The organism is Salmonella sp. SSDFZ54, from assembly GCF_004010735.1.
In the GTDB taxonomy this organism is placed as follows: Bacteria; Pseudomonadota; Gammaproteobacteria; order Enterobacterales; family Enterobacteriaceae; genus Salmonella; species Salmonella enterica.
The window spans coordinates 2,871,965-2,885,516 of the sequence record NZ_CP034819.1 but is presented as its reverse complement, the minus strand read 5'-3'; the positions used below and the strand labels follow the sequence as shown (position 1 = coordinate 2,885,516).

The following is a 13,552-nucleotide window of genomic DNA, read 5'->3' as shown; positions in this document are numbered from 1 at the left end:
GGGGAGGGTGTTATCTGCCTCACAGTTTCCCACGTATAACCATTTTATCCATATCAGCGGCGTGATCCTGCTACGCAAATAAAAGCTCGCAGGCGAATAATTACCGCCATCATCTGATGGGGAGAAGTCTCAATGGATAAGGGCAGACTTTCGGTAAGAGAGAAAATCGGGTATGGCATGGGCGACGCCGGATGTAACATTATTTTTGGCGCTATCATGCTGTTTGTTAATTATTTTTATACGGATATTTTTGGTCTTGCCCCGGCGTTAGTCGGTGTTTTACTCCTTTCAGTACGCGTTATCGATGCCGTTACCGATCCGGTGATGGGCGCGCTTGCCGATCGTACCCAAAGTAAATATGGTCGTTTCCGCCCCTGGCTACTGTGGATTGCATTTCCCTACGCGCTGTTCAGCGTGCTGATGTTCACGACGCCGGACTGGGGCTATAACAGCAAAGTTGTCTATGCTTTCGTCACCTATTTTCTGCTTTCTGTGACCTACACCGCCATCAATATTCCCTATTGCTCACTGGGCGGCGTGATCACCAATGATCCAAAAGAGCGCGTGGCCTGTCAGGCTTATCGCTTCGTGTTAGTCGGCATCGCGACGCTGTTGCTATCGTTAACGCTATTGCCGATGGTGGACTGGTTTGGCGGCGGCGACAAAGCCAAAGGCTATCAGTTGGCGATGACCGTGCTGGCGATTATCGGCATGGGTATGTTTCTGTTCTGCTTTGCCAGCGTCCGCGAACGCGTTCGCCCTGCCGTTCCGACGCACGATGATATGAAGAATGATTTCAAAGACGTGTGGAAAAACGATCAATGGGTACGCATTCTGCTATTGACCTTATGTAACGTCTGCCCGGGGTTTATCCGTATGGCGGCGACCATGTATTACGTCACCTGGGTGATGGGACAAAGCACCCATTTCGCTACGCTTTTTATTAGCCTTGGCGTGGTCGGTATGATGATCGGCAGTATGCTGGCAAAAGTCTTAACCGATCGCTGGTGTAAATTGAAGGTATTTTTCTGGACCAATATCGCGCTGGCGATTTTCTCCTGCGCGTTCTATTTCTTTGATCCGAAAGCTACCGTGATGATAGTGGCGCTCTACTTCCTGCTCAATATTCTGCATCAGATCCCTTCCCCGTTGCACTGGTCGCTGATGGCGGATGTCGATGATTACGGTGAATGGAAAACCGGCAAACGCATTACCGGTATTAGCTTCTCCGGTAATCTGTTCTTCCTGAAACTGGGCCTGGCGATTGCCGGGGCGATGGTCGGCTTTTTGCTCTCCTGGTACGGTTATGACGCCAGCGCCAAAGCGCAAAGCGCCTCGGCGATGAACGGTATTATGCTGTTGTTTACCGTTATCCCCGGCGTTGGCTATCTGATTACCGCAGGCGTGGTACGTCTGCTGAAAGTTGACCGTGAACTGATGAAAAAAATCCAGGACGATTTGGAAAAACGTCGCACTAATTACCGCGAATTGAGTGAGTTGCAGGAGCTCAAAGCCGCTGAAAGCGTAAGGAAAGCCTGATGGCAAACTGGCCAAACCCGTTTATTGAACAACGTGCCGATCCGTTTATTTTACGCGACGGCAGCGATTACTACTTTATTGCCTCCGTACCGGAATATGACAGGCTGGAAATCCGCCGGGCTGATTCGCTGGAAGGGTTGCGCGCCGCTGACCCCGTTGTCGTCTGGCGCAAACCGGAAAGTGGCCCGATGAGCCAGCTCATCTGGGCACCGGAAATGCACCGCATCAACGGTAAGTGGTACATCTATTTTGCCGCTACCCATACTCAAGCGCTTGATAAGCTGGGAATGTTCCAGCACCGTATGTTTGCCCTGGAGTGCGCCGATGCCGACCCACTCACCGGCAAGTGGACGGAGAAAGGTCAAATTAAAACACCGTTTGATACCTTCGCCCTCGATGCCACCACTTTTTATCATCAGGGAAAACAGTGGTATCTGTGGGCGCAAAAAGCGCCGGATATTGCCGGTAACTCAAATATTTATCTGGCTGAACTGGAAAATCCGTGGACGATTAAAGGCGAGCCGGTAAGGCTCAGTAAGCCAGAGTACGACTGGGAGTGTCGGGGTTTTTGGGTTAACGAAGGTCCGGCCGTCGTGGTGCATGGCGACAAGCTGTTTATCAGCTATTCAGCCAGCGCCACCGATGAAAACTACTGTATGGGGTTACTGTGGATTAACGTAAACGACGATCCGCGCGATCCGGCCAACTGGCATAAATCACCGCGCCCGGTCTTTACCACCAGCTATGAAAATCGCCAGTATGGGCCGGGACACAACAGCTTTACGCAAACGCCGGAAGGTGAAGATGTACTGGTGTACCACGCGAGAAATTACACCGAAATTGAAGGCGATCCGTTGTACGATCCCAACCGCCATACGCGTCTGAAACGGGTGCGCTGGGACGAAAACGGGATGCCTGATTTCGGCGTGCCGCCAGCCGATACGATCTAAGCCGTTGCACTGCCCGGTGGCGCTAACGCTTATGCGGCCTACAATGGAAAAACCTGTAGGCCCGGTAAGCGTTAGCGCCATCGGCACAACATTACACTAATGCCCCATAAATGGTGAGCAACGCAATAATCACCACCACCACAAACGAGGCCTTCTTCGCCATCGACACCGCCGCTTTGGGGGTTTCTACTTTGTCAGTATGCGGTTCGCGCGCCAGTGAGAACTGCGCCAGACGTGTGAGCACCTGATACTGCGAAGTATGCAGATCCGCCAGCGAGGCAAACCAGGCCGGCAACGCTTTCTCGCCATGCCCCAGTAATGCATACACTACGCCCGCCAGACGTACCGGAATCCAGTCCAGCACATGAAGAATAGCGTCAATGCCGGATTGCAAACGTTGGTGCGGCGTCTGATAGCGCGCCAGCCAGGTCTGCCAGGCCCGTAAAAACGCATAGCCCACCAGCGTTACCGGCCCCCACGGACCGCCAACGATAAACCAAAATAGCGGTGCGAGGTAAAAACGGAAATTTATCCATAACAACGCATTTTGCAGCTCACGCAAAAATTCACGCTCATTACAATCCGGCGGCACGCCGTGAATCAGCGTAAGCTCGCTGGCCATCGCCTCGCAAGGATGCGGATCGTTACGGGACGCCGCTTTCAGCCAGGCGTGATAATGTACTCGCACTTTGCCCGCGCCGATACACAGCACGCCCAGGAGAATCCACACCACCAGCGTCGGCACGTTAAATAGCAGCCCTTTTAACGCCTGGAGCAGTAGAAAAGTCACCACCATCGCGATCGCCGTCATTCCCATCGTGCGCAACATCGAAAAATGCGTAATCCGACGGAATAGCGCCTCCAGCCGATGATCGAGCTGCCAGTGCTCGCCCAGCTTAAACAGGCGCTCGACAATCAGCACCAGTAATGTCGTAAACAGCGTCATGTCATCTCCTTGTGCGACGAAAGAGCTACCAAAGCGCGAAAGCGCGGCCAGTCAAAGGCAGGGCCAGGGTCCGTTTTGCGGTCAGGCGCAATGTTGCAGTGTCCGGTCATATTGTCGGCGATCGCCGGATAGCAAGCGATAAGCGTGCGCGTCACGGCGGCTAGCTGCTGATACTGCGCATCGGTATAAGCCAGCGTATCCGTCCCCTCCAGCTCAATACCAATGGAGAAATCATTACAACGTTCCCGCCCCTGATAGTTTGACACGCCCGCATGCCACGCACGCTTATCAAAAGGCACATACTGGACGATTTCACCGTCGCGACGAATCAGACAATGGGCCGAAACACGAAGATGAGCGATTTCTGCAAAAAAAGGATGGGCGTCTGGATCTATCGTTCCGGTGAATAATGCATCGATCCACGGACCGCCAAACTCGCCGGGGGGCAGGCTAATATTATGCACCACCAGCAAGGACGGTTTTTCGTCATCCGGACGGCAATCATAATGCGGAGAAGGGACGCGTCGCGCCTCTACCAACCAACCCTTATCTGGCAACATGCGGAGTCTCCTTTTGAGTGGTGCTTATAGCTGCTTCAGAGTAGCATGTTTCTACCTTATGATTCGTTAGCAATTTGGAGTTTTATCATGCCGCCTCGCCGTTATAACCCAGACGACCGACGTGACGCGCTACTGGAACGCATTAATCTCGATATCCCTGCCGCCGTTGCTCAGGCGCTGCGTGAAGATTTAGGTGGAGAAGTCGATGCTGGCAACGATATCACCGCGCAACTTTTGCCGGCAGATACGCAAGCCCATGCCACGGTGATCACTCGTGAAGACGGCGTTTTCTGCGGCAAGCGCTGGGTTGAAGAGGTCTTCATCCAACTGGCGGGCGATGATGTGCGCCTCACCTGGCATGTCGATGACGGCGACGCCATTCATGCCAACCAAACAGTGTTTGAACTGAACGGCCCGGCTCGCGTATTGCTGACCGGCGAGCGCACGGCGCTAAACTTTGTCCAGACCCTTTCCGGCGTCGCCAGTGAAGTACGCCGCTACGTTGGACTATTGGCTGGCACCCAAACCCAGTTGCTCGACACGCGTAAAACGCTGCCGGGTCTGCGCACCGCGCTCAAATATGCGGTTTTATGCGGCGGCGGCGCCAATCATCGTCTGGGCCTCACTGACGCGTTCCTGATTAAAGAAAACCATATCATCGCCTCCGGTTCGGTTCGTCAGGCGGTGGAAAAAGCGTTCTGGCTACATCCGGACGTGCCGGTAGAAGTCGAGGTCGAAAATCTGGATGAACTGGACGATGCGCTGAAAGCAGGCGCGGATATTATCATGCTGGATAATTTCAACACCGACCAGATGCGCGAGGCGGTGAAACGCGTCAACGGCCAGGCGCGGCTGGAAGTATCCGGCAACGTCACCGCGGAAACCTTACGCGAATTTGCTGAAACCGGGGTGGATTTCATCTCCGTTGGCGCGCTGACCAAGCACGTACGCGCGCTCGATCTCTCCATGCGTTTTCGCTGATCCTCTCCACCCGATGGCGCTGCGCCGTCGGGTCTATAAATCACCTGTCCGTAGATCCGCGTCGTGATTCGGTAAAATATTCGTAGCGCCTCGCAATAACGTTGCCGTGTCATGTAACGCAGCAAAAATCTTCAGAATCCGCCTTCCCGTTTTACCTTTTGCCGCTCGCCCGCTCTTCCCGCGTTTGCCACAGTAGCGCCAGCTAACTCAAGGAGCGAACAATGGAAAAACAACGCGGTTTCACGCTTATCGAACTGATGGTCGTTATTGGCATCATCGCCATTTTAAGCGCCATTGGCATTCCGGCTTACCAGAACTATCTGCGTAAAGCGGCGCTGACGGATATGTTGCAAACGTTTGTCCCCTACCGTACCGCCGTCGAACTCTGCGCTCTGGAACATGGTGGGACGAGCACATGCGATGCGGGCGTCAACGGTATCCCCTCGCCCGTCATCACCCGTTATGTTTCGGGCATGAGCGTGGAAAAAGGCGTCATCACGCTTACCGGCCAGGAGAGTCTGAGCGGGCTTAACGTCATCATGACGCCCGCCTGGGACAATGCTAACGGCATTACCGGCTGGACGCGTAACTGCAATATTCAAAGCGACAGCGCGTTACAACAGGCTTGTGAAGATGTCTTCCGTTTTGACGCCAACTAAGGAGACAAGATGAAAGACGCTCAGCTCAACACCTTGTGTCAACGTCATCAGGCTGTACTGATCAATAGCGCCAGCAACAGTATCACTGTTGCGGTGGTCGACGCGCCCTCTCATGCGTTACTGGACGCTCTGCATTTCGCCACGCAAAAACAGATTGATATTGTGTGCTGGACTCGCCAGCAAATGGAAAATCATCGGCATAAGCCGGATCAGGCTCCCTCGGCAAACGCCGCGAAAGGCGGAGAAACCGCAGCCCAGCTTCTCAATCAGACATTACGCTCGGCGATGGCGAAACGCGCTTCTGATATCCATCTCGAACCAGGCGCCAGCCGCTACCGAATAAGACTCCGCATCGACGGCGTTCTTCATATTCTGCAGGACATCGCCAAAGAGACGGGGCTTGCGCTGACGGCCAGATTGAAAGTCCTGGGAAATTTGGACATCGCTGAACATCGGCTGCCGCAGGACGGGCAATTTACCGTTGACCTGTCGGGAGACAGCATCTCTTTTCGTATCGCCACGCTTCCCTGTAAAGAAGGCGAAAAAGTCGTCTTACGGTTGTTGCATCAGGTTGAACAAACGCTGGATCTGGACACGCTGGGCATGTACGGGGCACAACTTACCGCTTTTAGACAAGCCCTACAGCAACCTCAGGGGCTGGTACTGGTGACTGGCCCCACCGGTAGCGGAAAAACGGTCACGCTATACAGCGCGCTACAAACGCGGAATACGCCGGGTATCAACCTCTGTAGCGTTGAGGATCCGATAGAAATTCCACTGGATGGGATTAACCAGACGCAGATCCATCCCCGCGCCGGGCTCACCTTTCAAAATGTGCTGCGCGCGCTTTTACGCCAGGACCCTGACATCATCATGGTAGGTGAAATTCGTGACGGCGACACCGCAGAAATCGCCATTAAGGCGGCACAAACGGGCCATCTGGTACTTTCAACGCTCCATACGAACTCCACCAGCGAAACCCTGATACGTTTGCAGCAAATGGGCGTAGCACGCTGGATGATCTCATCGGCGCTTACGCTGATGGTAGCGCAACGCCTGGTAAGGAAGCTTTGCCCGCACTGCAAACAGCGTCTGAGCGATCCCGTGGTGCTATCGCCCAATCTTTGGCCCAGCGCGCTACCGCGCTGGCAGGCAAGCGGCTGTCAGCATTGCTACCACGGCTTTTATGGCCGAACCGCGTTATTCGAAGTGTTAACCGTTACCCCGGCATTACGTCAGTTAATTGCGAGCGGCGCATCGGCGCAAGCACTGGAAGCCCACCTCCAACAGACCGGTACAGGGACGCTTTTTGAAAATGGCTGTCGCGCCGTTGAGCAAGGCATGACGTCCTTTGAAGAGATACTGCGCGTTCTGGGAATGCCCCATGAGCGTTAAACAGCTCTGGCGCTGGCAAGGCGTTAACGATAAAGGTCAACTGGAACAAGACGTTGTATGGGCGGACAATCGTCTGGCGCTGATCATCACCCTGCAACATCAGCGCATTATGCCGCTTCGCATCAAGCGTATGGGCGTTAACGCCGCACTGTGGAAAGAAGAGCAAAGCGCTGAAATTATTCATCAGTTGGCCACGCTCATTCATGCCGGACTGACGCTTTCTGAAGGGCTGGAACTCCTTGCGCAACAGCATCCACACCGACAATGGCAAGCGCTGTTGCGCACGCTGGCTCACGAGCTTGAACAGGGCGTCCCTTTTTCCAGCGCATTAGTCTCCTGGCCGCAGGTATTTCCGCCGCTCTACCAGACGATGATCCGCACCGGAGAACTGACCGGCAAACTGGCCGACTGCTGCTTTGAACTGGCCCGTCAGCAAAAAGCGCAACGGCAGATTACGGTTAGCGTGAAAAAGGCGCTGCGCTATCCCGCCATTATTCTGACAATGGCCGCCCTGGTCGTTTTCGCCATGCTGCACTTTGTCCTGCCGGAATTTGCCGCCATTTACCGTAGCTTCAATACCCCGCTCCCTCTTCTGACGCGCGGTATTATCGCGATAGCGCAATGGGGGTCGGCATGGGGTTGGCTCATCTTGTTCCTGACGATGCTCATTGCTATCGCTCACCGCAGGGTAAAACAAAAGCCGTCCTGGCAAGCGCAGCGGCAGCGTCTTCTGCTACGGCTTCCCGTTATGGGTCGCCTGATAAGAGGCCAGAAACTAGCGCAAATATTCACCGTACTGGCATTGACCCAAAGCGCAGGCATTCCTTTTCTTCAGGGACTGGAAAGCGCTATCGATAGTCTCGGCTGCCCTTACTGGTCACAGCGTTTAACGCAGGTACATCAGGAGATCGCCGCGGGCAATCCGGTCTGGTTGGCGCTAAAAAATACCCAGGAATTTAGTCCGCTATGCCTGCAACTGGTCAGAACGGGCGAAGCGTCCGGTTCACTCGATATCATGCTGCATAACCTTGCCCGTCACCACAGTGAAACTACGCTGGCGCTGGCCGATAATCTGGCGTCGCTGTTGGAACCGACGTTATTGATCATCACCGGCTTAATTATCGGTACGCTGGTGGTGGCGATGTATTTGCCGATTTTTCATCTGGGAGACGCGATGAGCGGGATGGGATAAGGCTGGCGCACATTTACGCCAGCCAGAATATTAGAGGCTATTGAAAATGCGGTTTTCTTGTTCCTGCACCCGAATAAAGGTGGTGCGTTTGGTCAACTCTTTCAGGCGAGACGCGCCGACATAAGTGCAGGCTGAGCGTAGACCGCCCAGGATATCGCGGGCAGTATTGCCCACCGGCCCACGCAGCGGCAATTTAACCGTTTTACCTTCTGCCGCGCGGTATTTCGCGACGCCGCCGACATGACGGTTCATCGCAGATTCCGAACTCATGCCGTAGAACAGCATAAATTTCTCGCCGTTCTCTTCTACCACGCTGCCGCCGCTCTCTTCGTGCCCCGCCAGCATGCCGCCCAACATAACGAAATCCGCGCCGCCGCCGAAGGCTTTTGCTACGTCGCCTGGCATGGTGCAGCCGCCATCGCTGACGATCATGCCGCCCAGGCCATGCGCCGCGTCAGCGCATTCGATAACCGCCGACAGTTGCGGATAACCAACGCCAGTTTTTACACGCGTCGTGCATACGGAGCCGGGACCAATTCCCACTTTCACGATATCGGCGCCGGAGAGGATAAGCTCTTCGCACATCTCGCCCGTTACCACATTGCCTGCGCAGATTGTTTTTGTCGGCCATGCTTCACGTGCTTTCGCGACGAACTGCACAAAATGTTCTGAATAGCCATTGGCCACATCAATACAGACAAAGTTCAGCGCAGGATTCAGCGCCAGAATCTGCACGGTTTTTTCGAAATCAGCATCAGAGGTCCCGGTGGAAACCATCACATGCTTGAGAACATCAGCCGAAGCCGTGTCGATAAAAGCTGCCCATTCTTCAACGGTATAATGTTTATGTACAGCAGTCAGAATATCAAACCCGGCCAATGCTTGCGCCATTTCAAACGTCCCGACGGTATCCATATTGGCCGCAATAATCGGTACGCCAGACCAGGTCTGACCTGAGTGTTTAAAGGTGAATTGACGTTCCAGTTCGACATCGGAACGGCTTTTGAGGGTAGAACGTTTAGGACGGATAAGAACGTCTTTGAAACCTAACTTCAGATCTTCTTCAATACGCATGTGCGGATTCCTGGGGTTAATGGCGAAAAATCGAAACTCACAACTCCAGTGACGCTATCATACGCACTAATCATGGCCGTACAAGACTGCGAAATTCTCTTTTTTTACGTTACAATCCCATAAATTTACCTGGCGAATAGTAGGTTAATGCTCAGAGCGTATCGTCTTTGTATGCTTAAAATTTAACCTTTTGATTGTCAAACTAAAATTCCGGAAGCTGGAGATATGAGGTATACCGTAGCCTTAACCGGCGGTATTGGCAGCGGTAAAAGTACCGTCGCTGATGCCTTCGCTGACCTCGGAATAACCGTCATCGACGCGGATATTATCGCGCGCCAGATGGTTGAGCCAGGGCAGCCCGCCCTGAACGCAATAGCGGAACATTTTGGTTCTGAACTTATCGCCGCCGACGGCACGTTACGTCGCCGGGCGCTGCGTGAGCGTATTTTTTCGCATCCGGAAGAAAAAGCCTGGCTTAACGCTCTGCTTCACCCCTTAATTCAGCAGGAAACCCAACGACAGTTTCAACAGGCTACGTCGCCCTATGTGTTATGGGTTGTGCCTCTGCTGGTTGAAAACAGGCTGTATCAAAAAGCCAACCGCGTACTGGTGGTTGACGTGACGCCCGAAACGCAGCTCATACGCACAATGCAGCGTGATGATGTTACGCGCGAGCATGTTGAACACATTCTCGCTGCGCAGGCGACGCGTGAAGCGCGCCTTGCCGTGGCGGACGATGTTATTGATAATAACGGCGCACCGGATGCTATCGCATCAGATGTGGCCCGCCTGCACGCCAGTTATCTTAAGCTCGCGTCGCAGTTTGTCTCACAGGAAAAACCGTAATGCATACCCAGGTCCTATTTGAACACCCTCTCAATGAGAAGATGCGTACGTGGCTGCGCATAGAGTTTTTGATCCAACAGCTCTCCATCAACCTGCCAATTGCAGACCATGCTGGCGCACTGCATTTTTTCCGTAACATCAGCGATCTACTGGATGTGTTCGAACGGGGCGAAGTCCGTACCGAACTGCTGAAAGAACTGGAGCGCCAGCAGCGTAAATTACAGGCCTGGGTTGAGGTTCCCGGCGTCGATCAAGACCGTATTGAAGCCCTGCGCCAGCAGTTAAAATCCGCGGGCAGCGTGCTAATCTCCGCCCCGAGGATTGGCCAGCAGCTACGCGAAGATCGCTTGATTGCCCTTGTGCGTCAACGCTTAAGTATTCCTGGCGGCTGTTGCAGTTTCGATTTACCCACTCTGCATATCTGGTTGCACCTACAACAGGCGCAGCGCGACGCCCAGATTGAAAGCTGGCTTGCCAGCCTGAATCCCCTCACCCAGGCGCTGACGCTGGTGCTTGATCTGATCCGTAATTCAGCGCCTTTCCGTAAGCAAACCAGTCTGAACGGTTTTTATCAGGATAACGGGGACGACGCCGATTTGCTGCGTCTTATGCTGACGCTCGATTCACAACTTTATCCGCAAATTTCCGGCCATAAGAGCCGTTTTGCCATTCGCTTTATGCCGCTGGATAGTGAAAATGGTCTGGTGCCGGAGCGTCTTGATTTTGAACTGGCCTGTTGCTAAGGAGTAAAAATGTCTGACGTGACCGTCGTAAACTGTCCGACCTGCGGTAAACCGGTCGTCTGGGGGGAAATTAGCCCCTTCCGCCCATTTTGTTCTAAACGCTGTCAGTTAATTGATTTGGGCGAATGGGCCGCCGAAGAGAAACGAATCGCCAGCAGCGGCGACCAGTCTGATAGCGACGACTGGAGCGAAGAGCGCTAACAGTGATGGCTCTGTTGAGACGGCAATATCGCCTTATGACAAAAATAATCAATAAATACGCGTAGTTTTGGTGCCATATGCGCGCGGCCGGGATAATACAAATAAAACCGGTCCGCCGCAGGCAGCCACTCCTCAAGCACGGAACACAACCGCCCATCCTGTAAGTCTTCGTGGACATCCTGTTCAAAAACGTAGGTTAGACCTGCCCCATCACGCGCGGCGGAGAGACGCAACGCTTTATCATTCACCATTAACGCGGCTTCCGGCGTAATTTCCAGCCGTTGCGCTCCATGAACAAACTCCCACCGATATAGCCCGCTCTCACGCGTAAAACGATGGCAAAGGCAGCGGTGATTGATGAGTTCCTGAGGATGCAGCGGCGTGCCAAAACGCGCAAGGTATGCAGGGGATGCTACGATCGCCGGGCGTAAAACATCACCGAGCGGAACGACATTCATATCAAGTTGTACCGCATCGCCAAAGCGAATACCGGCATCAAAGCGTTCGTTAATTAAATCCACAAAACCGTCATTCACGTCGATATCCAGCCGAATATCGGGATAATCGCGCATGAAACCGGCGAGATTAGGTTGTAACAAAAGCGTAGCCGCCGTGCGCGGTACCGTAAGGCGTAATGTCCCTCCGGGTATATCGCGGCTCTGGCGGGCATGTTCCATCGCCTCATCAATATGGTTTAATGCGGGCCTGATACTGGCAAGAAAGGCATGTCCTGCTTCTGTCAAACCGACACGCCGGGTGGTTCGGTTCAACAATTTCACGCCAAGTTCATCCTCCAGTTGGCGCATATTCTGACTTAACGCCGACGTGGAAATATGTAACTGCGCCGCTGCCCGCGTGAAGCTATGGTTTTCAGCAATCATGCAAAAAGCATGCAATATGGACATCACATCATGACGCATTATTAAGCCAGCCTTCATAAACCATGCTTATTCCCCCTATTTTTCATCTTATACGCCAGGTATAGACTGCCTGCCATGCACAAAATATCCTCATGGAGGTAGTATGCAATATCGTACATTAGGCGCAAACGGACCGCGAGTGTCAGCCATCGGACTGGGATGTATGGGCATGAGCGCATTTTACGGCGCTCATGACGACAGCACCTCAATTAAGACACTACATTATGCGTTAGATCAGGGGGTAACACTGCTCGATACCGCAGATATGTATGGCCCTTATACCAATGAAAGGTTAGTCGGAAAAGCCATCGCCGATCGTCGCGATCGGGTATTTTTAGCGACGAAATTTGGTATCGTTCTCGACCCTGCTAACCCTATGGCGCGTGGCGTCAATGGCAGACCGGAGTACGTTCGCCGTAGTTGTGAGCAAAGTCTGCAACGCCTGGGGGTCGATCATATCGATCTGTACTACCAACATCGCGTTGATCCATCAGTCCCCATAGAAGAGACTGTCGGTGCAATGGCGGACCTGGTGCGCGAGGGAAAAGTGCGTTATCTCGGGCTATCCGAAGCATCAACGCAAACGCTGGAACGCGCCCATCACGTTCACCCCATTACCGCGCTGCAAAGTGAGTATTCGCTTTGGTCCCGCGAAGCGGAAATTTCAGCACTTTCCACCTGTGAACGGTTGGGTATAGGATTCGTCGCTTACAGCCCGCTGGGACGCGGATTTCTGACCGGTACGATTAAAACGCCAGAAGATTTTGCTGCGAATGACTTCCGTCGCACAAATCCCAGGTTCATGGGTGAGAACTTCTCGCGCAATTTACGTCTGGCTGAAGCAATAAAACAAATGGCACGCGAAAAAGAGTGTACCCCCGCACAATTAGCGCTGGCCTGGCTGCTGGCCCGCAACAGGCACATCGTTCCCATTCCCGGCACCCGCCACTGTGCCAGGGTGGATGAAAACCTCGGCGCGTTATCACTGACCCTAAGCCCGCAGGAGCTGGCGGCAATTGAGGCGGTTTTTCCTCACGACGCCGCGGCCGGCCCCCGCTACTGGCCGGAAATTATGTCGACATTAAATCGCTAATAAGATCGATGGGGATCGTGTTGCGATCCCCCACTAAGGCGCAAATTGGCGTAATTTACGAATAATCGGTTCATTGGCCGGTGGAAAATCGTCCGTATTCAACGCGTTTTGCGCGATCCACCGTCCCGGCTGTCCTTCTTTCCCCCACGGTTCGCCCTCCCAGCGTTCAACCAGCCAAAACCACAGCGTAATGTGTCGGTCCGGGAATTGATATTCCAGAGTGTCGAATAATGTCACCTGTGTTGGCGTAATCCCCACCTCTTCCTGTAGCTCCCGGATCAACGCCTGCTCTGGTGTTTCGTCGGCTTCAATTTTTCCGCCGGGAAATTCCAGCTTGTTCGCCATATGCGCATCAGCGGCGCGTCGGGTAATAAAAATTTCGTCGTTCGGGTTGCGGATAATCCCAACCGCGATTTGCAGTTTTTTCATCTTGTTGCATCCATAAAAAAGGCG

General features: G+C 53.6%; 15 protein-coding genes. 10 read left to right on the top strand and 5 right to left on the bottom strand.

Annotation, left to right across the window (positions count from 1 at the left end; translation table 11 throughout):
- The first annotated feature begins 132 nt into the window (after window positions 1-132).
- Both EOS97_RS14300 and EOS97_RS14295 read left to right on the top strand, forming a co-directional pair.
- On the top strand, window positions 133-1,539 hold the full coding sequence (locus EOS97_RS14300; RefSeq protein ID WP_000357539.1) for a glycoside-pentoside-hexuronide (GPH):cation symporter: 1,407 nt from the start codon (window positions 133-135) through the stop codon (window positions 1,537-1,539).
- On the top strand, window positions 1,539-2,489 hold the full coding sequence (locus EOS97_RS14295) for a family 43 glycosylhydrolase (protein WP_000024767.1): 951 nt from the start codon (window positions 1,539-1,541) through the stop codon (window positions 2,487-2,489). The genes EOS97_RS14300 and EOS97_RS14295 overlap by 1 nt, the downstream gene beginning before the upstream one ends.
- A gap of 91 nt (window positions 2,490-2,580) precedes the next feature.
- Here EOS97_RS14295 and ampE read toward each other — a convergent pair whose 3' ends face one another.
- Both ampE and ampD read right to left on the bottom strand, forming a co-directional pair.
- Window positions 2,581-3,435: a beta-lactamase regulator AmpE gene (gene ampE / locus EOS97_RS14290; protein ID WP_000172039.1), complete on the bottom strand. Its 855-nt coding sequence runs from the start codon at window positions 3,433-3,435 to the stop codon at window positions 2,581-2,583.
- Window positions 3,432-3,995: a 1,6-anhydro-N-acetylmuramyl-L-alanine amidase AmpD gene (gene ampD / locus EOS97_RS14285; protein WP_000936326.1), complete on the bottom strand. Its 564-nt coding sequence runs from the start codon at window positions 3,993-3,995 to the stop codon at window positions 3,432-3,434. The genes ampE and ampD overlap by 4 nt, the downstream gene beginning before the upstream one ends.
- An 87-nt stretch (window positions 3,996-4,082) precedes the next feature.
- Between ampD and nadC the strand changes: the two genes are divergently transcribed.
- The 4 genes from nadC (at window position 4,083) to hofC (ending at window position 8,222) form a co-directional block, all read left to right on the top strand.
- Window positions 4,083-4,976, top strand: a complete 894-nt coding sequence (gene nadC / locus EOS97_RS14280) for a carboxylating nicotinate-nucleotide diphosphorylase (RefSeq protein ID WP_001135136.1) — start codon at window positions 4,083-4,085, stop codon at window positions 4,974-4,976.
- Window positions 4,977-5,197: 221 nt separating this feature from the next.
- Window positions 5,198-5,635: a prepilin peptidase-dependent pilin gene (gene ppdD, locus EOS97_RS14270; protein WP_000414988.1), complete on the top strand. Its 438-nt coding sequence runs from the start codon at window positions 5,198-5,200 to the stop codon at window positions 5,633-5,635.
- 9 nt (window positions 5,636-5,644) lie between these two features.
- Window positions 5,645-7,030 (top strand): type II secretion system protein GspE, encoded by a 1,386-nt coding sequence (gspE, locus tag EOS97_RS14265; RefSeq protein WP_000650599.1) that lies wholly within the window; start codon window positions 5,645-5,647, stop codon window positions 7,028-7,030.
- The gene (gene hofC, locus EOS97_RS14260; RefSeq protein WP_000114092.1) at window positions 7,020-8,222 is read left to right on the top strand and encodes a protein transport protein HofC; all 1,203 of its coding nucleotides are present in this window, start codon (window positions 7,020-7,022) and stop codon (window positions 8,220-8,222) included. The genes gspE and hofC overlap by 11 nt, the downstream gene beginning before the upstream one ends.
- 30 nt (window positions 8,223-8,252) lie before the next feature.
- Here the strand turns inward: hofC and EOS97_RS14255 are convergent, their stop codons facing one another.
- Window positions 8,253-9,296 (bottom strand): GMP reductase, encoded by a 1,044-nt coding sequence (locus EOS97_RS14255; protein WP_001217360.1) that lies wholly within the window; start codon window positions 9,294-9,296, stop codon window positions 8,253-8,255.
- 225 nt (window positions 9,297-9,521) lie between these two features.
- Here EOS97_RS14255 and coaE point away from each other — a divergent pair, with 225 nt between their 5' ends.
- From coaE to yacG, 3 genes are read left to right on the top strand one after another with little or no spacing between them, the layout of a single operon-like run.
- Window positions 9,522-10,142, top strand: a complete 621-nt coding sequence (gene coaE, locus EOS97_RS14250) for a dephospho-CoA kinase (protein ID WP_001270913.1) — start codon at window positions 9,522-9,524, stop codon at window positions 10,140-10,142.
- Entirely contained in the window at window positions 10,142-10,885 is a 744-nt protein-coding gene (gene zapD / locus EOS97_RS14245) for a cell division protein ZapD (RefSeq protein WP_000557441.1), read from the top strand. Before coaE ends, zapD begins: the two co-directional genes overlap by 1 nt.
- A gap of 9 nt (window positions 10,886-10,894) precedes the next feature.
- Complete coding sequence (yacG, locus tag EOS97_RS14240; protein ID WP_001286419.1) at window positions 10,895-11,086, top strand: DNA gyrase inhibitor YacG; 192 nt, start codon at window positions 10,895-10,897, stop codon at window positions 11,084-11,086.
- On the opposite strand, the gene EOS97_RS14235 is transcribed toward yacG, so the two are convergent.
- Entirely contained in the window at window positions 11,083-12,024 is a 942-nt protein-coding gene (locus EOS97_RS14235) for a LysR family transcriptional regulator (protein WP_001622534.1), read from the bottom strand. The two genes, yacG and EOS97_RS14235, sit on opposite strands and share 4 nt — an antisense overlap.
- Before the next feature lie 85 nt (window positions 12,025-12,109).
- On the opposite strand from EOS97_RS14235, the gene EOS97_RS14230 reads away from it, so the two are divergent.
- Window positions 12,110-13,099: an aldo/keto reductase gene (locus tag EOS97_RS14230; RefSeq protein ID WP_001200029.1), complete on the top strand. Its 990-nt coding sequence runs from the start codon at window positions 12,110-12,112 to the stop codon at window positions 13,097-13,099.
- Between the two features lie 33 nt (window positions 13,100-13,132).
- Here the strand turns inward: EOS97_RS14230 and mutT are convergent, their stop codons facing one another.
- Window positions 13,133-13,528 (bottom strand): 8-oxo-dGTP diphosphatase MutT, encoded by a 396-nt coding sequence (gene mutT, locus EOS97_RS14225; RefSeq protein WP_000736058.1) that lies wholly within the window; start codon window positions 13,526-13,528, stop codon window positions 13,133-13,135.
- Between the last annotated feature and the right edge of the window lie 24 nt (window positions 13,529-13,552).

Excerpts from the sequence above, each read along its gene's own strand:
- EOS97_RS14300 (WP_000357539.1), top strand. The coding sequence starts at position 133 with ATGGATAAGGGCAGACTTTCGGTAAGAGAGAAAATCGGGTATGGCATG.
- EOS97_RS14295 (WP_000024767.1), top strand. The coding sequence starts at position 1,539 with ATGGCAAACTGGCCAAACCCGTTTATTGAACAACGTGCCGATCCGTTT.
- ampE (WP_000172039.1), bottom strand. The coding sequence starts at position 3,435 with ATGACGCTGTTTACGACATTACTGGTGCTGATTGTCGAGCGCCTGTTT.
- ampD (WP_000936326.1), bottom strand. The coding sequence starts at position 3,995 with ATGTTGCCAGATAAGGGTTGGTTGGTAGAGGCGCGACGCGTCCCTTCT.
- nadC (WP_001135136.1), top strand. The coding sequence starts at position 4,083 with ATGCCGCCTCGCCGTTATAACCCAGACGACCGACGTGACGCGCTACTG.
- ppdD (WP_000414988.1), top strand. The coding sequence starts at position 5,198 with ATGGAAAAACAACGCGGTTTCACGCTTATCGAACTGATGGTCGTTATT.
- gspE (WP_000650599.1), top strand. The coding sequence starts at position 5,645 with ATGAAAGACGCTCAGCTCAACACCTTGTGTCAACGTCATCAGGCTGTA.
- hofC (WP_000114092.1), top strand. The coding sequence starts at position 7,020 with ATGAGCGTTAAACAGCTCTGGCGCTGGCAAGGCGTTAACGATAAAGGT.
- EOS97_RS14255 (WP_001217360.1), bottom strand. The coding sequence starts at position 9,296 with ATGCGTATTGAAGAAGATCTGAAGTTAGGTTTCAAAGACGTTCTTATC.
- coaE (WP_001270913.1), top strand. The coding sequence starts at position 9,522 with ATGAGGTATACCGTAGCCTTAACCGGCGGTATTGGCAGCGGTAAAAGT.
- zapD (WP_000557441.1), top strand. The coding sequence starts at position 10,142 with ATGCATACCCAGGTCCTATTTGAACACCCTCTCAATGAGAAGATGCGT.
- yacG (WP_001286419.1), top strand. The coding sequence starts at position 10,895 with ATGTCTGACGTGACCGTCGTAAACTGTCCGACCTGCGGTAAACCGGTC.
- EOS97_RS14235 (WP_001622534.1), bottom strand. The coding sequence starts at position 12,024 with ATGAAGGCTGGCTTAATAATGCGTCATGATGTGATGTCCATATTGCAT.
- EOS97_RS14230 (WP_001200029.1), top strand. The coding sequence starts at position 12,110 with ATGCAATATCGTACATTAGGCGCAAACGGACCGCGAGTGTCAGCCATC.
- mutT (WP_000736058.1), bottom strand. The coding sequence starts at position 13,528 with ATGAAAAAACTGCAAATCGCGGTTGGGATTATCCGCAACCCGAACGAC.